Here is a 20,097-nt window from a genome sequence, read left to right on the forward strand (position 1 = left end):
ACGGATATTTTTCAGTCGCACCCATCGTAAGGGGCATCCCTGCCCCTGCGATGGGCCCGCAACATCTTGTTGTTGCTTTGAAAAACATACCGTTCACTTTTCTCTTTAATTTAAATGATTTGAATAATGAAAAATATGAACTCACCTTGGTTAATTCGTTTAAATCGAGTGGACTGCATCACATTGTTAAGTGTGCCGTTGACGTTACTCGCTATCAGCGAAGTATTGCAGCAACACATCATGTCAGCGTTGGGGCTGTTATATCTGGCGATGACCGCGGATGCGCTGGATGGCATGTTAGCGCGGCGCTGGAATTTGACCCGCAACTTTGGCCGTTATCTCGATGGCTTTATGGATGTGCTGATTTATCTGCTGACACCGGCATTAATTCTGATGCAATGGGGCTTTACTGGTTGGTGGATGATTCCGCTGGTGCTCATGGTTGGCTGTGGCTGCATTCGCCTGTCGGTATTTAATGAAACCGGCAATCTCGGAGAAGGAGAAGCTAATAAAGCTAACTCTGAGGAAGCTAAGCCCGAGGAGGAAGCTAAACCTTCTGAAACCTCAGTCGATGGTCTGGCGTATCAGGGCATGCCGGTATTCTGGAGCCTGTTTATTATTGCACCGCTGTTGTGGCTAAACACTCTGGGTGTGTTGCCGACGATAGCAACGAAAGTTTTGCTCGCGGTTTCTTTAACGGTATTCAGTTACCTGATGGTACGCAAAGCCCGCTTTTTTAAATTCAGCTCTCTCAGGCAAATCCTGGCACTGACCTTGGGTGGATTCCTGTTATGGACTCTGGGTAGTGAGAACGATGGCTTAGCTAAAGCTTTATTAACCGCCTTCTATTTACAAATTCCGGTGGTGATAGGTGGTGTACTGCACATGGTGGTGGTAAGCCGTGACTATCTCCCGGGTCTGGCGAAGCCGATCTGGAAAACGGCATTTGGTGCCAATAAAACCTGGCGCGGCTTTGTGGTAGTGCCGGCTTTAACGGCTGCTGGGGCGTTAGTCTTGCTGCCATTCGAGTGGCTGTTAGGTGATCGCTCGCCTTTTGCAGGTTATTCGTTATTGCTTGCGGGTGCCATTGCCGGTTTAGGTTATATGTTGGGTGAGTTACCCAATTCGCTGGTTAAACGTCGTATGGGGATTGGTGCCGGGGAGCTGCCGGAGCAGGGCAAGGTGATTACCATTGCCGTGGATCAGCTGGACTCTGCCATAGGTGTGGCTGCCGCTTATTCCATCTATCTGGGCATCAGCTCCGACGTGGCGCTCTGGTACATCATCAGCTTCCCGCTGACGGCTTTGATTGTGAAAGACTGGCTGCATAAGAATGCACTGAAACAAAGCGCGGTCTGATGGTGGTGTGCAGTGGTGGACATGGTCATACGAATTCCTATACACTACGCGCCCTTTTACTGGGGTTGGTATGCCTTTTCGGGGGCATGTCAGCGCCAAATTCTCAGTAAAACCGGCATTTATGCGGGTTTTATTGAGGTATGTTAAACGGCAGGCGATTCCAAAACCTGTCATTGATAAACGATCGGAGTGATCAAATTTATGGTAGTTATCCGTTTGGCCCGTGGTGGCTCTAAAAAACGCCCTTTCTATAGCATTAACGTAGCTGACGTTCGCATGCCTCGCGACGGTCGCTTTATCGAGCGTGTTGGGTTCTTCAACCCTGTTGCTCGTGGCCAGGAAGAGCGTCTGCGTGTTGATTTAGAGCGCGTAGAGTACTGGATTGGTAAAGGCGCTCAGCCAACTGATCGCGTAGCTAAGTTACTGAAAGACGTTAAGAAAGCAGAAGCTTAATTGACGCACGGGGAAGTTATGGCAGGCCAGAACGCAGTGAGTAATGCCAATGATCAGGACATCACCATCCTGGGCAAAATTACTACCGCTTTTGGCATTAAAGGTTGGGTTAAGGTGTATTCGTATACCGATCCGATGACCAATATTCTGCAGTATCCCGTTTGGCTGTTGAACATCGGCGGCCAGTGGAAAGAATATAAACTGCGTGATAGTCGTCCCCAAGGCAAAGGGTTAGCGGCAGCGCTGGAAGGTATCAACGATCGTGATCAGGCATTGGCCTTATCTCAGGTTGAAATTGGTATCCCAACCAGTGACTTACCGGAACTCGAAGAAGACGAACATTATTGGTTCCAGCTGGAAGGTCTGAAAGTATTCCATGTTTCTGATGAGAATGCTGACGGTCAATTGCTGGGTCAGGTAACGGAACTGTTTGATTCCGGCGGCGGAAATCAGGTGATGAAGCTGAAACCCTGCGAAGGCAGTGTGGATAAGCAACAACGCATGATTCCTTTCGTGGATGCAATTGTTCTGGATGTCGATCTGGATACTGGTGAGATTCAGGTGGACTGGGATCCGGATTTTTAATCCGGTGCTAACAGGCTGGTATGAGATTTGATCTCGATGCGATTTGATGTCGTTACACTGTTTCCTGATATGTTTCAGGCTCTGACTGACCATGGTGTTACCGGTCGGGCAGTGAAGCAGGAAAAGGTATCAATTCAGTGCTGGAATCCTCGTGATTTTACGCATGATAATTACCAGACTGTGGATGATCGACCGTACGGTGGTGGCCCGGGTATGCTGATGAAAATTCAGCCACTCAAGGACGCTATCCACGCTGCTAAAGCAGCGGCTGGTGAAGGCGCTAAAGTGATTTATATGTCACCTCAGGGCCGTAAGCTGGATCAGCGCGGAGCCGAACAACTGGCTCAGCAACAAAAGCTGATACTGGTTGCCGGACGGTACGAAGGCATTGATGAACGTCTGATCGAAACTGAGATCGACGAAGAATGGTCGCTGGGGGATTTTGTTCTCAGTGGTGGCGAAATGGCCGCGATGACCATGATGGATGCCGTTATCCGATTAGTTCCTGGTGTTTTAGGCCATGAACTGTCGGCACAGCAGGACTCCTTTTCGGATGGCTTGCTGGATTGTCCACACTATACTCGCCCTGAGCTGTATGAAGGGCAGGCAGTACCGGAAGTGTTGCTGAGTGGCAACCATGAAAAAATTCGTCAATGGCGACTGAAACAGTCGTTAGGCCGTACCTGGCAGCGCAGACCCGATTTATTGGACGCGCTGGAACTGACAAACGAGCAACAAAGGTTATTGACAGAGTATCTGGCTGAGCTTGAAGAAAGCTCTCCGGACTGTTGAGGAGAAAACAATGAGCAACAAAAACTTAATTATTCAGCAGATTGAAAATGCACAGCTGAAAGCTGACGTTCCAGCATTCGGCCCAGGCGACACTGTCGTTGTACAGGTTAAAGTAAAAGAAGGTAACCGTGAGCGTCTGCAGGCGTTCGAAGGTGTGGTAATCGGTAAGCGTAACCGTGGCCTGAACTCTGCTTTCACTGTACGTAAGATCTCTCACGGTGTTGGCGTTGAGCGTACTTTCCAGACTCACAGCCCACTGGTAGACAGCGTTGAAGTTAAGCGTCGCGGTGACGTTCGTCAGGCGAAACTGTACTACCTGCGTGAGCGTAGCGGTAAGTCTGCACGTATTAAAGAGAAGCTGGCTAAGCAAAGCTAATCGCTTTGGCTTGACTAAGCTTTACCAAAAAAACGGGTGCAAACAGAGTTTGTGCCCGTTTTTTTATGCCTGTTCCCTTTTGCTGTCATCAAATTACGTTATGCTTTGCCATCGCATTATTGATTCGATCAGTAATTGTCACCGAAACAGTCTCTGAATGTTTGTTGTCCAGATGAACTCTTTCGCGATATAAGAATCAGATGACAGTGGTTTTGCCTGATAGGGTTCTGCCGATTGTTTGTAATTAAGTACAAGGTTATCGAATGAAAAAGACGTTAATGGCCCTGGTTTGTGGTCTTGCTGTGGTCAGCCCGCTTCAGGCGGAAGAAGTTAAGAGTGCTACCGTTGATCTGACAAAGCAGGTTGAAGGTAAGTTGGTATCGGCATTCGGGCCTCGTTTAAAAGTACGTGAAGTATCCGCTGTGGCGAATGGCCAGATGCTGGAAGTGACCCTGGTTGATGGCACTGTGATGCACATGACCCCTGATACCAATAATTTTATTTACCGCGATGAGTTGTATCAGTTATCAGCAACCGGTCCGGTGAATATGACTCAGGCACGCCTGAATCCGAAGCGTGCGGATAAACTGGCGGCTGTGGCTGATAAAGACACGGTATTTTTCCCGGCTCAGGGTGATCAGAAAGCCCTGATCAATGTGTTTACCGATATTGATTGTGGCTACTGTCAGAAATTGCACCAGGAAATTCCGCGTTTGAATGAACTGGGTGTTTCTGTTCGTTATCTGGCGTATCCACGAGCAGGTATTAAAAGCCCGCAAACCGGTTTGCTGACTCAGTCTTATCAGAAGATTAATTATGTTTGGTGTCAGGATGATCGCAAAGATGCGATGACCAATATGAAGACAAGCCAGCGTGAGCTGAGTGTGTTGGGCCGCCGTATGAGTCCTAGCGCTCCGGAATCAACACAGGAGCAATTCCGTGCGATTCAGGCGCAGATGGCTTCTATGATTGATGCCAGTAAAGATTGTGGTGCACCAATTGCCGCTCAGTATGCGTTGGGTGGTGAGTTAGGTGTTACCGGTACACCGGCAATTATTACTCAGGATGGCCAGTTATTCCCGGGTTATATGCCTGCCGATGATCTGGCGGCTCGTTTGGGAATTAACTAAACAACTGTGCGTTTGGCTCCCACGCAGAGAGTGGAAGCAAGAGTAAAGAGAAACAAAAAGCCCGCGTTATTAAGTAATAACGCGGGCTTTTTGTTTACTGAGGGAATAATAATTAATCGAGGTTAATTTCCACCATCAGATCATTTGAGATGGCCTCCAGAGCGTCAGTCAGCTCATCCGATTCAAAGTCCTGAGGAACACGCAGGTGTGCCACAGTACGGAATAATGGGTCGGCAGACATGGCGGCACTTTCACAGTTGGTGGTCAGTTCTAATACGTTAACACCCAATTTAGCCAGTGTTTGAGATACTTCGCGTACAATTCCAGGGCGGTCATTGCCGACCAGATTCAGTGTCAGGTCTTTGCTGGAAACGGTGTCGCCTGCATCTTTGCTGTGCTCTGCATTCACCACAATCCCGCTGCTGCTCAGTGACGCCAGAGCGCTGACCAGTGTATTACTTTTCTCTTCATCAATGCTGACACGCAGAATACCGGCAAATTTACCAGCCATATGGGACATACGGCTTTCCAGCCAGTTACCACCTTGCTCTGCAATGACGGCAGACAGTTGTTCGACAATGCCAGGCTTGTCATCGGCAATGACAGTCAGAACCAGAAACGTTGACATGAAGTGTCCTTAACTTGTTTGTTTTTTGTTCATCGGGGTTTTCAATATATTCAATGACCTTAGCACAGGCTCAATACCTTTATAAGATTCGGGCTGAACCTTTATGGGTTTTGGTTATGGGCTTTGGTTATGGGCTTTGGTACAGGCCTTTGTGGTACTGGTGGCGGCCTTTATGGTACATTGCTGCACTTTCTGAACCGGGGACATCAAACAACAGAAGCCCCGGACAATAACGACTTGATAGAGATTATTCTCGAGAGGAGATGACCTTGAAACCGGTTAAAGTAGGTATCTGTGGTTTAGGTACAGTTGGTGGTGGTACGTTTAATGTTCTGACCAGCAATGCACAAGACATTGCTCGCCGTGCAGGTCGTGAAATTATTGTTGAGCAAATTGCGACCCGCAGTGATAACCCTGCTTGTGATACCAGCGCTGTGGCTGTGACTGATGATGCGTTTGCTGTTGCGAAAAACCCGGAAATTGATGTTGTTGTCGAACTGATTGGTGGTTACGACGTTGCGCGTGAACTGGTGTTGACGGCGATTGAACACGGCAAACACGTAGTAACGGCGAACAAAGCTTTGATTGCGGTATACGGTGAAGAAATTTTTGCTGCCGCTGAAGCCAAAGGCGTTTCTGTGATGTACGAAGCCGGCGTTGCTGGTGGTATTCCGATTATTAAAGCCGTTCGTGAAGGCCTTGCGGCTAACAGCATTAACTGGCTGGCTGGCATCATCAACGGTACTGGTAACTTTATCCTGACTGAAATGCGTGACAAAGGCCGTGATTTCGCCGACGTGTTAAAAGAAGCTCAGGAGCTGGGTTACGCCGAAGCTGATCCAACGTTTGATGTGGAAGGCATTGATGCGGCGCACAAGCTGACCATTCTGTCTTCTATTGCGTATGGCATCCCTCTGCAATTTGACCGTTGTTACACCGAAGGTATTGGCAATATTACCCCGGATGATGTTGAGTATGCTGAAGAGCTGGGTTACCGCATCAAACACCTGGGTGTTAGTCGTCGTGCCGAAAACGGTATCGATTTGCGCGTTCATCCAACCATGATTCCGGTAGGTCGCCCGATTGCGACTGTTGATGGTGTTCTGAATGCCGTTATGGTGAATGGCGATGCAGTTGGCGATACGTTATACGTCGGTGCTGGTGCTGGTGCTGGCCCAACGGCTTCAGCCGTGGTTGCGGATATTATTGATCTGGCGCGCAGCTTTGATGCACCGGCTTCAGCCCGTGTTAACCACCTGGCATTCAACAGCATTGATGATGTGACTGTGCTGCCAATGGACGAAGTCGAAACCGCTTATTACCTGCGTATCGAAGCACAGGATAAAGCCGGTGTTCTGGCTAATGTGGCCTCTATTCTGAGTGAGCGTGGCATCAATATCGAAGCCATCATTCAGAAAGAGCCAAAAGAAGGTGAGGCATTGGCACAAATTATTCTGCTGACGCATCGTATTGTTGAAAAAACCATGAACGATGCGATCACCGCGATTGAAGGCCTGGACAGCACTGTGGGTGAGGTCACACGTATTCGTGTGGAGCACCTTAACTGATCGAATAGCAGACAATCCTGTCAGATTTTTTTAATCAATATGAAAACCGCTACTCTTCCGGGGTAGCGGTTTTTTTATGTCTAATGGCGCATATAGACCATTCCTGTCATAAACCAAGCAAACGCTTGCTTAAATTTGTAATCGTTTGTAACAAGCTGTTGATCAAAAAAACGTCGCCCAGTAGCCTGCGCGGCGCTTCAATATCCAATCCGGAGATGCCCATGGGAACCATACGATCAGTTTTCTTATCATTCAGCCTTGTTGGCCTTGCCATGAATCAGGCGAATGCCGCGCTGTCCGATGTTGAGGTCGAGCGCCTTGGCCAGGATCTGACGCCTGTGGGAGCAGAAAAACTGGGTAATGGCGATGATATTCCTGCCTGGCGGGGTGGTCTGAAGAAAGACGAGTCGTTAAAACCCGGTGAGTTTCACCCGGATCCATTTCGGGCTGATCAGCCATTGTTCCGCATTACAGCCGCCAATATTGATCAGCACCAGGAGCGCTTGAGTCATGGCCAGCAGGTGCTGTTAAAAACTTTCCCGGATTTATTCTTTGAGGTATATCCCAGCCGCCGTTCCGCTTCTTATCCGGATTATGTGTATCAGGCTGTGAAAGACAACGCGTCATCGGCAGAGCTGTTGAAGTACGGCTCTGGTGTTACTGGTGCGACCATGTCTTCACCATTCCCTATGCCCCAGAATGGCCTGGAAGTTTTGTGGAATCATACGCTGCGCTTTCGTGGTCACTCCTTTTCATTTTCTGATTACACTGCGTCAGTTCTTAAGAGTGGCAGTCGCAGTGATACGCTGAGGGATCACCAGTACTTCTTTAATTACAGTGTGCCCGGCATTTCTCCGGAAGATCTCGATAACAAAATTTTCTTTCTGAAGCGTAAAACACTGGCGCCGTCAAACCTGGCTGGCCGCATTGCTCTGGTCCATGAAACGCTGGACCAGGTTCGTTCTCCAAGAAAATCCTGGTTGTATGTGCCGGGTCAGCGTCGACTGCGCCGTACTCCGGATTTGTCGTATGACTCTCCGGATGAAAGCACAAACTCAGTCCGCACGGTTGATCAGGTCGATATGTATAACGGCGCTCCGGACTATTACAACTGGAAGCTGATTGGTAAACAGGAATTGTATATCCCTTATAACGCCTACAAGCTGCATCAGGGTGATCTGACAAATGATGAAATTTTACTTGAGAAGCATATTAACTCCGGCCTGTTACGTTATGAGCCGCACCGTGTCTGGGTGATCGAAGCGACATTGCGTGTCGGCTTTGATCATAAATACGCTAAGCGTCGTTATTATGTTGACGAAGATTCCTGGTCGATTGTGGTGGCTGAAGAATACAGTGAAAGTGGCGAGCTGTTGCAGGTAACCGAAGCTCATACAATTAACTTTTATGATATTCAGCTGGTGTATCCAACCATGGAAGTCACTTACGACCTGGAAGACGGCGGTTATTTTGCCGAAGGTCTGGATAATGAGCGCGGATCAACGCTGAACTTCAGTGAATCCTATACCAAGCGTAATTTCTCAACCGGTACCGTACGCCGCGAAGCCCGACGCTAATATCGGTGATAGTCTGTTACACTGGCGATTCCTTGATGATGATGTGACTCGCCAGTGCGCTTCTCTGTTTTTACTGCTTTCTTCCTGCTCTGTTTTTATTGTGGCTCGCTGCAGTCGGTCGAGTTACCGGATAATTTTGCTGAACTGCCGGATGATGTTCAGGCCGTTATTCTTGAATACACTTTTTTTTCCGAACAGGCGGATAAAGTCTGGGGTGATGACTTTGAAGAAAGTTCTATCTACTCCATGGTCAAATATCTGGATGACTTTCACACCCGGGTTCGAATTGATTTTGCCCGAGGGAAAATCAGAGTCGAAAGTTTAGGTTCGAAAACCCCGATACAATCATTGCAAAAAGCCATCACTGCGACCTTGCTGACACCTGCCAATCCCAATGCCATTGATCTCTATACCGCTGCCGATTTTGGTTTAACCGGTAAGCCGTTTCTTGCCGGTCAGGTATTAGATCATGAAGGAAAAAGTATTCTGTACTCCTGGCGGGCAGAGCGTTTTGCTCAGCACCTGACTGCTTCTCGTCTGAAAAAGCGTGGTTCACGCTATTGGGTTGATATCCCGATGGTGGGCAATTACAAACAAATCAGTGCTGATCGTTATCGTTTACCTGTTTCCAGAGCGGCAGAAAGATATCGTTTGTCTGAGGCTCTTATTCTGGCGGTGATTGAAACCGAAAGTAGCTTTAATCCCATGGCGGTTTCTCATGCCAATGCTTATGGCCTGATGCAGGTGATGAGAAATACCGCTGGCAAAGATGTGTTCCAGCGTATTTATAAACGCCGGGATAAACCCACGCGCCAGTATTTATTAAATCCGGAAAAAAATATCGATGCCGGTTCGGCGTATTTATCCATTCTCAGGGATGTCTATTTAAAAGACATTCAGGGTTGGCTGAAAAAAGAATATTGTATTATTGCTGCATACAATGGCGGGGCGGGTAATTTATTTAAGGCTTTTCACACTAATCGTAAAAAAGCGATTGCCCGGATTAATGCCATGAGCACTGATCAGGTTTATCATCATATCATCAGTCAGCATCCCAAAGCGGAATCGCGCAATTACCTGAAAAAAGTCACCCGGTTTAAGAAAAAATATGTCAGTTGGTAGTATGTCTGTTAATAATAACTCGGTTAACAAGCTGTCAGAAGCGCTGATGTTACCTGGTGCGCGTTTACAGCAATCCCCGGTACTGCAAACACAAGGGCAGCAAACACAAGGGCAGCAGTTACAACTCTGGCTGCTGGATATTGATGCAGAGGCGGTTCAAATGGATGCCGCTGCCATTGGTTTGTTCTGGCAACAATTACCTTATTGGGCATTTGCCTGGGCCGGTGGCCGGGTTCTGGCACAGTATATTCTTGATCATCCGGAAACGGTTGAAGGAAAGCGTGTACTGGATTTTGGTTGTGGCTCCGGCCTGGTTGGTATTGCGGCGGCGAAGGCGGGAGCAGAGCGTGTTTATGTGACTGATCTGGATCACAATGCTTTATCAGCAGCAGAGCATAATGCGCAGCTAAACGAAGTGACCATCGAAACGATTGTACCGGGTAGCGTCTGGCCGGACGTAGATATGTTATTGGCCAGTGACGTCTTGTACGACATCAGCTCCAGCGCTGACTTACGACAATTAATGATGGCAATCCCGGATTGGTTATTGGCTGAGAATCAGCAAGTTGCGCCGGATTGGGTGGCGTTGCAGTTATTACGATGCCAGACAACGTCAACCTTACCGGCCATCGGTGATTTTGATGAAGCGGTGACCCTGACCGTCTATGGTCGACACTCGTGAGCTGTGGTAGCGTTCTGACATGCTTGAGTCAATTTTAAATAGTGAGAACTGTTAAATGAGCTATGTACGCAAATTCTTCATCGCGCTGGCGATGATCTGCATAACACCGGTATTGCTGGCAGAAGAGCTGTCAGAGAAAAGTATCCAGCAGTGGCTGAAGGCCATGCCTTCGTTAACGGGCTGGCTGCACCAGCATCAGGATGCACTGCATTCTGAACATATTATGGAAGAGTCCAGTGATATGGAGCAGGTGTTTGCTAAAAGCATCAAGCTGTTACGCGAGAAAGGCCTATACGCTGACTTTAACAGTTTGGTTCGCGAACAAGGCTATCAGGATGTTGAGCAGTGGTCCGAGGTATCGCGTGATATCAGTCTGGCTTTTATTGCCTTGCAGATGGATCAAGAGCAAATCACTGTGGCTCAGCTTGAAGAGCAGTTGGCAAAGCTGGAGAAAACTGAGGGAATTCCTGCTGAGCAAAAGGCGATGATGACCGAAATGATGCAAACATCGTTGATGATGCTGAAATCAACTCAAGGCGTTTCGCAAAATAATAAACAATTAGTGCGTCAGTATGCGGGACAGATCGAGCGACAATTTAATGCTCAGAATGGGGCCGGTGAAGCAGAAAACGCCGCACATGATCATCATCACTAGGGCCTGTTAACAGGCTCTGACGACCTTTGATCGCTGGTATGGTGCTATGTTGTCACTCTTACGTGTCATTTAAGTCTTCTTACCCTTGATACAGCGCAATGAGCTTTAAGCGAACTAAGCTTAAAACACTACTGAAGTAAACAGTGTTGAAGCAAACCGCATTGAAGCATGCGTTATTAAGGTAACAGAGGTGTTGTATGAGTTATTCCACCGTTAAAGACGTACTCGACTATAGCCAGCAACTGCATAAACACGCCAGCAGCCTCTATCAGCAGCTGCGTGATCAGACTCAGCGAGAGCGAGTTGATATGATGCTCCAGCTGCTGGCTGATCATGAAGCCTTGCTGGCAAAATCAATGCAAAATCTGCACGAACACACCAGCCAGCGTGTACTGGCGGAATGGCACCAGTTTGAACCTGGGTCTATTTCCAAAGCGCTGGATGGTTGTAAGCAATGCCACCCGGATATTTCCGTGGATGAGCTGGTTCAGATTGCCTTAAAAATTGATGACTATCTGATTGCGTTGTATCGTCAGATGGCCAGTGAAGCTACCAGTGTTGAAGCCCGGCAGCTTTTTGAAAACCTGATCCAGCTGGAAGAAACTGAAAAAGTACGTACCGTTCGTGCGGCCTTATCCGCTAACGATTGGTAACCTCAATAGGAATTGAACCACCACCATGATGCTATTACGATCCGCTTTTTTGTTATCACTGTCTGTTTTGGCATCCTGTACTACCAGTACCGTTCTGTTACAGCCTTCAGAGCCGCAGCAAAACTGCACGGCTCACGAAGGTGTGGCACTGATAAATCGGGATGGGGTACGTTTATCGTTGGGGCAGCGTCCATCCGCCGGTTATGGCATTGATCATAGCGTTCGTGAAGAAGAGGGTGTGGTTAGCATTCACTATCGTGAAACACGGCCGCCAGAAGGCAGTCTTTCGGCACAGGTGATTACCACTCCATGTGTGTATGTTCCGTTACCACAAAATTGGCAGAAAGCCCGGGTGGTGAACAAGGATAACGGACAAACCTGGGAGTTCCGCTCGCCGCCGGTTTATAAGACAATTCCGGCTCAATAACGTTTCCAGCTCAACAACATCCGACAGCGGCAGTCTTTCTTTATGGCCATTATTCTTGGCATCGACCCCGGATCCCGTATCACAGGTTTTGGGGTTATTAATTCAATCGGGCAGAAAAATGAATACATCACCAGCGGCTGTATTCGCGTAGGTGACGGTGAACTGCCGGAACGCCTGAAAAAAATCTTTGACTGTGTCACTGAGCTAATTGAAACCTACTCCCCACAGGAATTTGCCATCGAGCAGGTGTTTATGGGAAAAAATGCCGATTCAGCACTAAAACTGGGTCAGGCACGGGGTGTTGCCATTGTTGCCGCTTCTTTACATGGCTTACCTGTGGGTGAATACGCGGCCAGAAGTATCAAGCAGGCAGTGGTTGGTAAAGGTAGCGCCACCAAAGAGCAGGTGCAGATGATGGTGCAGCACTTGCTGAAACTACCGGGCAAACCCCAGGCGGATGCCGCTGATGCGCTTGCTATCGCCATTACTCATGCCAACACCCGAGCCAGCTTGGTTAATCAGGCAGGTATCAAAAGTTTTGCCCGTGGGCGAGTGAAAATATAAATCGTGTAAACAAGACTGTATCAGTATCGTTTTCGCTGGATATGTTTTCAAAAGCAGCCACAGGATGTGGCGGTAGCGCGGCAGGGCCATGGATGGCCCTTCGGCGCGGCGGCTGAAAATATATCCAGCTGAAAGGATGTCTGGAAATACTTTGTACTGAATTGAGCCTTCCCCCATTTTACTGATAGGCTAGCCGCTTTATTTAACGCAAGTATCTGAATTCCCATGATTGGTCGTCTGCAAGGCATCATCCTCGAAAAACAAGCTCCTGATTTATTAATTGATGTGAACGGTGTGGGCTATGAAGTCCAGGCGCCGTTATCGACGTTTGTCAGCTTAGGCAAACCCGGTGATGTGGCGGTGATTTATACCCATCTGGCGATCCGTGAAGATGCCCATCAGTTATATGGTTTCAGTGATAAAGGTCAGCGAACCTTGTTTCGCACGCTGATTAAAGTCAGTGGTGTTGGTCCTAAGCTGGCGCTGGCGATTTTATCCGGCATGGACGTCAATTCTTTTGCCAGTTGTGTGCATGCTGAAGACGTAACGGCGTTAACCAAACTGCCTGGTGTTGGCAAAAAAACTGCCGAACGCTTAATTGTAGAAATGCGTGATCGCCTGAAAGAATGGCAGGCACCGGCTCCGCTATGGGCCGCAGTCGATGAAGCTGAAAAAGCCTCGCGTGACCAGGTACTGGCTGAGGCAGAAAGCGCGCTGGTGGCCTTGGGTTATAAACCGACTGACGCCGCCAAGATGCTGAATAAAGTCGCTGCGGATGATTTATCGGCCGAAGAGCTGATTCGTTTGGCGTTAAAAAGCACGCTGGGTCGATAATAAGGTAATACATCGTGATTGAAGAAGATCGCTTTATCAGCCCGCAACCTGTCATGGGTGAGGAACGTCAGGATCGTGCCATTCGCCCGAAAAGTCTGGATGACTATATCGGTCAGCCGCATGTGCGCGAGCAGATGGAAATTTTTATTGGTGCTGCACGTGCTCGTGGTGAAGCGCTGGATCATACACTGGTGTTTGGTCCGCCAGGACTAGGCAAAACCACCTTGGCGAATATCATTGCCGAAGAAATGGGGTCGCAGATTAAATCTACCTCAGGGCCTGTATTGGAAAAAGCTGGCGATCTGGCCGCCATGCTTACCAATCTGGAAGAAGGCGATGTGTTGTTTATCGACGAAATTCATCGCCTGAACCCGGCGGTGGAAGAAGTGCTGTATCCGGCAATGGAAGATTATCAGTTGGATATTATGGTGGGCGAAGGCCCCGCGGCCCGTTCTATTAAAATTGATTTACCACCTTTTACATTGGTAGGCGCCACCACAAGGGCTGGTTTGTTAACCTCGCCGTTACGTGATCGCTTTGGCATTGTTCAGCGTCTGGAGTTTTACAATATCGACGATTTAACCGGCATTGTGTCGCGTTCTGGTCGTTTAATGGAGCTCGATGTTGATGGTCAGGGAGCGCGCGAAATTGCTCGTCGTGCTCGTGGTACCCCACGTATCGCCAATCGTTTATTACGCCGGGTGCGCGACTATGCTCAGGTGAAATCTGATGGTGTGGTGAATCAGGATGTGGCTGACGCAGCCTTGAATATGCTGAATGTTGATGCTCAGGGCTTCGACCACATGGACCGCCGTTTATTGCTGACTCTTTTAGAAAAATACGATGGCGGCCCGGCCGGTGTGGAAAGCCTGGCGGCATCCATCGGTGAAGAGCGCGACACCATTGAAGATGTATTGGAGCCGTATCTGATGCAGCAGGGTTATATTACCCGAACACCGCGAGGTCGTATGGCAACGCGCCAGGCCTACCAGCATTTTGGTCTGGAGTTACCCAAGCGTTTTCTGGCAGACGAAGACTAATGAGTGAATTTCGTTGGCCAGTACGTGTGTATTATGAAGATACCGACGCCGGTGGCATTGTTTATTACGCCAATTATTTAAAGTTTTTTGAGCGCGCCCGCACGGAATGGTTACGCCAGTTAGGGTTTAATCAGGAGTTGCTGCGCCAGCAGGGGATTTTATTTGTGGTGCGTGAAGTGAATGCTAAATACAAACAGCCTGCGCGCCTGGATGATGAACTACAGGTCAGTGTGGCCGTCGAAAAGATGGGTAAAGCCAGTTTTAACATTGTTCAGACGGTTTATCGTGTTTCCTCAGAAGAAGAGCAGACCTTGGTCAGTGGCAGCGTTTCAATTGCCTGTATTGATGACAAAGGTAAACCCAGAATAATACCCGCAGATATATTGTCTGCCGTTTAATTTTATTAATGACTACAAACCGACAGGAGTGTTTGTGAACGAATCCATGTCCATTATTTCGTTAATTGCCAATGCCAGCATTGTGGTACAGCTGGTCATGTTAATGTTGCTGGCTGCATCGGTATTGAGCTGGATTGTGATCGTACAGCGCAGTCGTTTATTGGCTGCCAGTCGCGATCAATTACTCGATTTTGAAGAGCGTTTTTGGTCAGGTGTGGATTTAAATGCCTTGTATCGTGAGTGTCAGCAGCAGCCAACCCACAGCGCGGTTGAAAACGTCTTTATGGCAGGCTTAAAAGAATTCAGCAAAATGCGTCAGCAAAACACGAATGATCCGGATGCCGTAATGGCTGGTGTTCAGCGTGCCATGCGTATCAGCATTACCCGCGAATCCGAAGCGCTGGATACGCATTTACCCTTTCTGGCAACGGTCGGCTCAACCAGCCCTTATATCGGCCTGTTTGGTACTGTATGGGGGATTATGCATTCATTTCAGGGGCTGGCTGCGGTTAAGCAGGCGACCATTGCCACAGTTGCACCAGGCATCTCTGAGGCGTTGGTGGCGACTGCGATGGGCTTATTAGCAGCTATTCCGGCGGTGATTTTTTATAACCGTTTTGCGACCCGTGTTGACCAGATGGTGACGGGAATGCACACATTTGCCGATGAATTTTCATCCCTGTTGTATCGACAGGCGCATAAAATTCATCAGGCATCGCAGTCTGAGAAAGCGGCTAAAGTGGATGCGCAATAATGGAACCGATGGCTCCTCCGGTACAAAAACGCCGCCCCATGGCTGAAATTAATGTGGTTCCTTACATTGATGTCATGCTGGTGCTGCTGATTATTTTTATGGTCACAGCCCCTATGCTGGTGCAAACCGTACCGGTTGATTTACCCAATGTTGATGCCACACCAACGGAAATTGAACCCGAAGATAACACCATTATTGTGTCGGTGAATGCCGCGGGTTTGTATTTTGTTGAACGCGGTGACGATGATCCTAAAGCGATGGCGTTGGCGGATGTGACTGACTATGCCGGAAAAATTACGCGTCAGGTGCCAACCACCAAGCTACTGATTCGGGGGGACGAAAATGTCGCCTACGGCAAAGTGGTTGAGTTGATGGGGGGCTTACAGGCGGCAGGCATCAGCAATGTCGGGTTAATCACTGAAGCTCCGGACCCTCAGGCTTCGCGCTGAGCTGGTTGACGACTATGAACTGGAAAAATCCGGATAGTTATGGTTTTGCCACCGTTATTGCGGTGATTATTCATCTGCTGGTGGCTGGCTTATTTTTAATTGAGTGGCCGGATAGCCATTCTCAGCGGCTGGAATCGACGCCTCAGCATATGATGGCGAATGTGGTTCAGGAAGAAAATAAAGCGGTAAAAGAGCGCCAGCGTAAAGCGGAGCAAGCGAAGAAGCGCAAACAACGTGACGCGAAACGCCGTGCTGAAAAAGAACGTCAACGCAAGCTGACTGCCAAGCGCAAACAAGAAAAAGCGCGCCAGGAAAAACTAAAGCAACAAAAACTGGCCAAACAAAAAGCGGAAGCCGAAAAAAAACGCAAAGCCGAAGCAAAACGAGCAGCCGAGCAAAAAATTGCTCAACAAAAGGCTGCGGCAGAACAAGCTGAGCAGGAACGGCTGAAACAGCAAGAGTTAGAACGGCAGCAAGCTGAACAACAATTATTGGAAGAATTGGCTCAGGAGCAGGCTGAGGCAGAATTACGTGAGCAACAAGCCGCAGCTGAACGAGCTGAGCGTGCTGCAGTGATGACTTCTGAATTTACCGGGCTTATTCGCCAGCAAGTGCAATCACAATGGCGCTATCCGCCAGCCGTGGATGCGAGCATGGAAGTTGAATTGAGATTGTCTCTGGTACCTACTGGAGAAGTGATTCAGGTTCAGATTATAAAAAGCAGTGGCAATCAGGCACTGGATCGCTCCGTAGAGCAGGCAGTTAAAAAAGCCTCACCTTTGCCAGTGCCTGATGATATTGCGGTGTTTGAACAAAACTTCCGTCATTTTACGATGAAATTCCGACCGGAGAATGCCTCGTGGTAAACCGACCTTTTATATCTTTTTTTCTGTTCTTATCCCTGATGCTGACGGCTGTGATCAGCCGTGCAGAACTGGTTATTGAAGTGACCCAGGGAAAGCAGAGTGCTATGCCGATTGCTGTGGTGCCTTTTGCCTGGGCCGGTAATGAGCAACTGCCAGAAGACGTCAGTGCGATTGTGGCTAACGACCTGGCATCCAGCGGTTATTTCTCGGTGATGCCTGCAGCCAATATGATCAGTCGGCCAAGTGAATTGTCTCAGGTGGTGTATCCGGATTGGTCGCGCTTGCAGCAGGACTTTGTGGTGATTGGCCGTATTAACGCGTCACCAACAGGGTATGCGGTGGAGTTTCATGTGCTCGATGTGCACCAGCAGGTTGAGGTGTTTCGCCATCGGGTGAAAGGCAAGGCCAGCCAGTTAAGAGATGTGGCGCATTACATCAGCGATTTTATTTTCAAAAAGCTGACCGGCGTTGATGGTGTATTTTCAACCAAGCTGATTTATGTCACGACCAACCAACAGCGAACCCGGTTTAATCTGAATTATGCCGATGCAGACGGCGCTCGTGAGCAACTGATTTTTAAATCCAAAGACCCGATAATTTCACCGGCCTGGTCGCCGGACGGTAAAACCGTTGCGTATGTTTCGTTTGAAAATGGCAAAAGTGAAATCTTTTTTCAGACGTTAGCGACGGGTAAACGCGAAAAAATTGCAGCGTTCCGTGGTTCAAACAGTGCGCCAGCGTTTTCTCCTGATGGCAAAAAACTGGCCTTTGTGCGCTCACAGCTGGGCAATCCGGACATTTGGATCCTGGATCTTCCGACGCGCAGTCTTGAGCGCATTACACGTCATTACGGTATCGACACTGAACCACAATGGATGCCGGATGGTGAAAGTCTGATTTTCACTTCCAGCCGTGCCGGTGGGCCACAAATTTATCAGGTGTCGCTGGCGGATAAAAAGGTTAAGCGACTGACATTCGAAGGTCGTTATAATGCTCGTGCACGGGTGACAGCCGACGGACGTAAGATGGTGTATGTGCATCAGGCGGCGGATCGTTTTCACATTGCTTCACAGGAAATTAAAACGGGCAGAGTGCACATTTTGACCAGCGAAACCGAATTGGATGAATCGCCTAGTGTTGCACCTAATGGAAGTATGGTAGTTTATGCCGCAAGTGAGGCAGATCGCAGCATTCTAGCGGCAGTATCGGTCGATGGAGAGGTGAAATTCCGGTTACCATCGCGTTACGGCGACGTCAGAGAGCCTGCTTGGTCACCAATTTTACAATGATTTTCAAACTAACTTCAGACTGGAAAATGGATATGCAAAAAACTGCACTGTATAAAGCTTTTGGTTTGGCGCTGAGCGCGGCACTGATTTCAGCGTGTTCTAGCACCGGTGGTGTTGACGAAGGCGCGGCTTCTTCAGAGCCAACGGCAATTGAAGCACAGGCTGCTGACGCACAAGCGAATGCGGTTGAAGCGGGCGCGGTTGCTGGTGAAGCACTGGAAGCACAAGCAAAAGAAGCTCAGCTGGCACTGTTAGAGCTGACCGTGTTCTACTTCGATTTCGATCAGAGCACTCTGAAAGAAGACGGCAAAGACGCATTAAAAGCACACGCGGCTTACCTGGCGGCTAACCCATCTGCTCGCGTTGTTCTGGAAGGTCACGCAGACGAGCGTGGTACCGTTGAATACAACCTGGCTCTGGGTGAGCGTCGTGCAATGACTGTTCGTCGTTTCCTGATGGCTAACGGTGCAAAAGCTGGTCAGCTGCAGGTTGTTAGCTTCGGTGAAGAGCGTCCTGCCGCTGTTGGCCATGATGCTGCTTCCTGGGACAAAAACCGTCGCGTTGAAGTGAAATACCAGAGCCGTTAATGAAAAACGTCATCCTGCCTTTAGCGCTGGCGATATCGCTCAGCGCTGTTGCAGAGGATGAATGGGTTTCGGTAGGTGCCAACCGTACGGTGGCACCTGCACAACCTGATACCCAATCGCCGTCCTCTTCGTTATCTACTCCGTTACCCTCTCCGACATATCATTCAGCCAATTCTGGTGCTGAAGTCGATTCTTCTGATTTATTATCTGAACTGTTGTTGCAAATTGAACAAATGCAGCAGGAAATTGCGGAATTACGCAGTCAGGTTGAGTCTCAAGGGCAGCAACTCTCGGGAATGGAACAGGATCAGCAAGCCCGATATCTGGATCTTGACCGTCGAGTAGCGGCTTTAAGTCAGACTAAAACCGCGGTAAAACCAGTCACATCTGTTTCCGATGGAGCACAAACTGCAGCGGCCGCCTCTTCGGCGGATGCTTATAAAGCGGCTATGACGCTGGTGCGAGAGAAAAAATACAGCGACGCCAATGACGCTTTCACAGCTTTTGTGAAGCAATACCCGGATGACAAGCTGGTGGCGAATGCCTGGTACTGGAATGGTGAAGTCTATTTGGTACAGAGTCAGTTTGAGCCGGCCAAAAACGCTTTTGAGCAGGTTGTGACTCAGTTTCCGGATCATGCCAAAGCAGCCGATGCGACGTATAAGCTGGGTGTGACGTTTCACAAGCTGGGCAATGATCAGGAAGCCCGACGCTGGTTGAATACCGTAATCGAGCGTTATGAAGGTCAATCGGATGCCACAGTGCGGTTGGCAAAGTCGTATCTGAAGAAACTATCAGCGGCAGAATAAGTGCCTGACCAAATGGTCTGGAAAGCCCATAAACACGGCTAAGTCGCTGAAAAAGAAACTTTTTTTAAAAAAGTACTTGCCACTCAGAAATATGTCTGTATTATACGCCGCACTTCCGGGGTCGTTAGCTCAGTTGGTAGAGCAGTTGGCTTTTAACCAATTGGTCGCTGGTTCGAATCCAGCACGACCCACCATCATTAAACGGAAGCTAAGTAGCTGAATTTACTACTGAATTTTTAAGTTAATCTTAAGATTCAGAAAAAACGCAAGTTTCATCGCGCAGCACTTAACGGGTCGTTAGCTCAGTTGGTAGAGCAGTTGGCTTTTAACCAATTGGTCGCTGGTTCGAATCCAGCACGACCCACCATTTATTCCTAAAAGGGGAGAAAGCCAATCGGTTTTCTCCCCTTTTTTTATGGATTTTTATCGTTTGATCGAATATCTACAATAACGAACGATGTGTTGTCGCTGCTTGCCATGCGATTGAAGATCGCTCGCTG

Annotated in this window: 24 protein-coding genes and 2 tRNA genes; 25 read left to right on the forward strand and 1 reads right to left on the reverse strand. The window is 48.7% G+C overall.

The genetic code is table 11. The features are described 5' to 3' along the window. Positions 1 to 126: 126 nt before the first annotated feature. The 6 genes from KFF03_RS05530 to KFF03_RS05555 all read left to right on the forward strand — a co-directional run bounded on the left by KFF03_RS05530 (position 127) and on the right by KFF03_RS05555 (position 4,695). On the forward strand, positions 127 to 1,359 hold the full coding sequence (locus tag KFF03_RS05530) for a CDP-alcohol phosphatidyltransferase family protein (RefSeq protein WP_255859527.1): 1,233 nt from the start codon (positions 127 to 129) through the stop codon (positions 1,357 to 1,359). 201 nt (positions 1,360 to 1,560) lie between these two features. Then, entirely contained in the window at positions 1,561 to 1,812 is a 252-nt protein-coding gene (gene rpsP / locus KFF03_RS05535; RefSeq protein WP_068654437.1) for a 30S ribosomal protein S16, read from the forward strand. Between the two features lie 18 nt (positions 1,813 to 1,830). Beyond that, positions 1,831 to 2,397: a ribosome maturation factor RimM gene (gene rimM, locus KFF03_RS05540; RefSeq protein WP_255859529.1), complete on the forward strand. Its 567-nt coding sequence runs from the start codon at positions 1,831 to 1,833 to the stop codon at positions 2,395 to 2,397. A gap of 36 nt (positions 2,398 to 2,433) precedes the next feature. Continuing rightward, positions 2,434 to 3,189, forward strand: coding sequence for a tRNA (guanosine(37)-N1)-methyltransferase TrmD (trmD, locus tag KFF03_RS05545; RefSeq protein WP_255859531.1), 756 nt, complete (start codon positions 2,434 to 2,436; stop codon positions 3,187 to 3,189). A gap of 10 nt (positions 3,190 to 3,199) precedes the next feature. Beyond that, complete coding sequence (gene rplS / locus KFF03_RS05550) at positions 3,200 to 3,565, forward strand: 50S ribosomal protein L19 (RefSeq protein WP_255859533.1); 366 nt, start codon at positions 3,200 to 3,202, stop codon at positions 3,563 to 3,565. Positions 3,566 to 3,828: 263 nt separating this feature from the next. Continuing rightward, the gene (locus KFF03_RS05555) at positions 3,829 to 4,695 is read left to right on the forward strand and encodes a DsbC family protein (protein ID WP_255859535.1); all 867 of its coding nucleotides are present in this window, start codon (positions 3,829 to 3,831) and stop codon (positions 4,693 to 4,695) included. A 112-nt stretch (positions 4,696 to 4,807) separates the two neighbouring features. Here KFF03_RS05555 and KFF03_RS05560 read toward each other — a convergent pair whose 3' ends face one another. Further along, entirely contained in the window at positions 4,808 to 5,323 is a 516-nt protein-coding gene (locus KFF03_RS05560) for a glycine cleavage system protein R (RefSeq protein WP_255859537.1), read from the reverse strand. Positions 5,324 to 5,592: 269 nt separating this feature from the next. Here KFF03_RS05560 and KFF03_RS05565 point away from each other — a divergent pair, with 269 nt between their 5' ends. From KFF03_RS05565 to KFF03_RS05655, 19 genes are all read left to right on the forward strand, one after another. Next, complete coding sequence (locus KFF03_RS05565; protein WP_255859539.1) at positions 5,593 to 6,891, forward strand: homoserine dehydrogenase; 1,299 nt, start codon at positions 5,593 to 5,595, stop codon at positions 6,889 to 6,891. Between the two features lie 221 nt (positions 6,892 to 7,112). After that, positions 7,113 to 8,468, forward strand: a complete 1,356-nt coding sequence (locus tag KFF03_RS05570; RefSeq protein ID WP_255859540.1) for a DUF1329 domain-containing protein — start codon at positions 7,113 to 7,115, stop codon at positions 8,466 to 8,468. 54 nt (positions 8,469 to 8,522) lie between these two features. After that, positions 8,523 to 9,590, forward strand: a complete 1,068-nt coding sequence (locus tag KFF03_RS05575) for a murein transglycosylase domain-containing protein (protein WP_255859542.1) — start codon at positions 8,523 to 8,525, stop codon at positions 9,588 to 9,590. A gap of 1 nt (position 9,591) precedes the next feature. Beyond that, positions 9,592 to 10,272: a methyltransferase gene (locus tag KFF03_RS05580; RefSeq protein WP_255859544.1), complete on the forward strand. Its 681-nt coding sequence runs from the start codon at positions 9,592 to 9,594 to the stop codon at positions 10,270 to 10,272. A 55-nt stretch (positions 10,273 to 10,327) separates the two neighbouring features. Then, positions 10,328 to 10,927 carry a hypothetical protein gene (locus KFF03_RS05585; protein WP_255859546.1) on the forward strand — a complete coding sequence of 200 codons (600 nt, stop codon included), beginning with the start codon at positions 10,328 to 10,330 and terminating at the stop codon, positions 10,925 to 10,927. A 197-nt stretch (positions 10,928 to 11,124) separates the two neighbouring features. Next, positions 11,125 to 11,580: a hypothetical protein gene (locus tag KFF03_RS05590; protein ID WP_255859548.1), complete on the forward strand. Its 456-nt coding sequence runs from the start codon at positions 11,125 to 11,127 to the stop codon at positions 11,578 to 11,580. Between the two features lie 25 nt (positions 11,581 to 11,605). Continuing rightward, positions 11,606 to 12,007, forward strand: a complete 402-nt coding sequence (locus KFF03_RS05595; RefSeq protein WP_255859549.1) for a protease complex subunit PrcB family protein — start codon at positions 11,606 to 11,608, stop codon at positions 12,005 to 12,007. Positions 12,008 to 12,049: 42 nt separating this feature from the next. Beyond that, positions 12,050 to 12,571 (forward strand): crossover junction endodeoxyribonuclease RuvC, encoded by a 522-nt coding sequence (gene ruvC, locus KFF03_RS05600; protein WP_255859550.1) that lies wholly within the window; start codon positions 12,050 to 12,052, stop codon positions 12,569 to 12,571. A 225-nt stretch (positions 12,572 to 12,796) separates the two neighbouring features. After that, complete coding sequence (gene ruvA / locus KFF03_RS05605; RefSeq protein WP_255859551.1) at positions 12,797 to 13,405, forward strand: Holliday junction branch migration protein RuvA; 609 nt, start codon at positions 12,797 to 12,799, stop codon at positions 13,403 to 13,405. Positions 13,406 to 13,419: 14 nt separating this feature from the next. Continuing rightward, positions 13,420 to 14,445: a Holliday junction branch migration DNA helicase RuvB gene (gene ruvB, locus KFF03_RS05610; protein WP_255859552.1), complete on the forward strand. Its 1,026-nt coding sequence runs from the start codon at positions 13,420 to 13,422 to the stop codon at positions 14,443 to 14,445. Continuing rightward, positions 14,445 to 14,843 (forward strand): tol-pal system-associated acyl-CoA thioesterase, encoded by a 399-nt coding sequence (ybgC, locus tag KFF03_RS05615; protein WP_255859553.1) that lies wholly within the window; start codon positions 14,445 to 14,447, stop codon positions 14,841 to 14,843. Before ruvB ends, ybgC begins: the two co-directional genes overlap by 1 nt. Positions 14,844 to 14,889: 46 nt before the next feature. Further along, the gene (gene tolQ, locus KFF03_RS05620) at positions 14,890 to 15,597 is read left to right on the forward strand and encodes a protein TolQ (RefSeq protein ID WP_304941530.1); all 708 of its coding nucleotides are present in this window, start codon (positions 14,890 to 14,892) and stop codon (positions 15,595 to 15,597) included. Continuing rightward, positions 15,597 to 16,046, forward strand: coding sequence for a protein TolR (gene tolR, locus KFF03_RS05625; protein WP_255859556.1), 450 nt, complete (start codon positions 15,597 to 15,599; stop codon positions 16,044 to 16,046). Before tolQ ends, tolR begins: the two co-directional genes overlap by 1 nt. 14 nt (positions 16,047 to 16,060) lie before the next feature. Further along, positions 16,061 to 16,912: a cell envelope integrity protein TolA gene (gene tolA, locus KFF03_RS05630; protein ID WP_255859558.1), complete on the forward strand. Its 852-nt coding sequence runs from the start codon at positions 16,061 to 16,063 to the stop codon at positions 16,910 to 16,912. Continuing rightward, positions 16,906 to 18,201, forward strand: a complete 1,296-nt coding sequence (gene tolB / locus KFF03_RS05635) for a Tol-Pal system beta propeller repeat protein TolB (protein ID WP_370647453.1) — start codon at positions 16,906 to 16,908, stop codon at positions 18,199 to 18,201. Before tolA ends, tolB begins: the two co-directional genes overlap by 7 nt. 32 nt (positions 18,202 to 18,233) lie before the next feature. Then, positions 18,234 to 18,788: a peptidoglycan-associated lipoprotein Pal gene (pal, locus tag KFF03_RS05640; RefSeq protein WP_255859559.1), complete on the forward strand. Its 555-nt coding sequence runs from the start codon at positions 18,234 to 18,236 to the stop codon at positions 18,786 to 18,788. Beyond that, on the forward strand, positions 18,788 to 19,597 hold the full coding sequence (ybgF, locus tag KFF03_RS05645; protein ID WP_255859561.1) for a tol-pal system protein YbgF: 810 nt from the start codon (positions 18,788 to 18,790) through the stop codon (positions 19,595 to 19,597). The genes pal and ybgF overlap by 1 nt, the downstream gene beginning before the upstream one ends. A gap of 118 nt (positions 19,598 to 19,715) precedes the next feature. Beyond that, positions 19,716 to 19,791 (forward strand) — tRNA-Lys (locus KFF03_RS05650). 97 nt (positions 19,792 to 19,888) lie between these two features. Next, positions 19,889 to 19,964: transfer RNA gene (locus tag KFF03_RS05655), tRNA-Lys, on the forward strand. Positions 19,965 to 20,097 lie beyond the last annotated feature (133 nt).

The organism is Bacterioplanoides sp. SCSIO 12839 (assembly GCF_024397975.1).
GTDB lineage: Bacteria > Pseudomonadota > Gammaproteobacteria > Pseudomonadales > Oceanobacteraceae > Bacterioplanoides.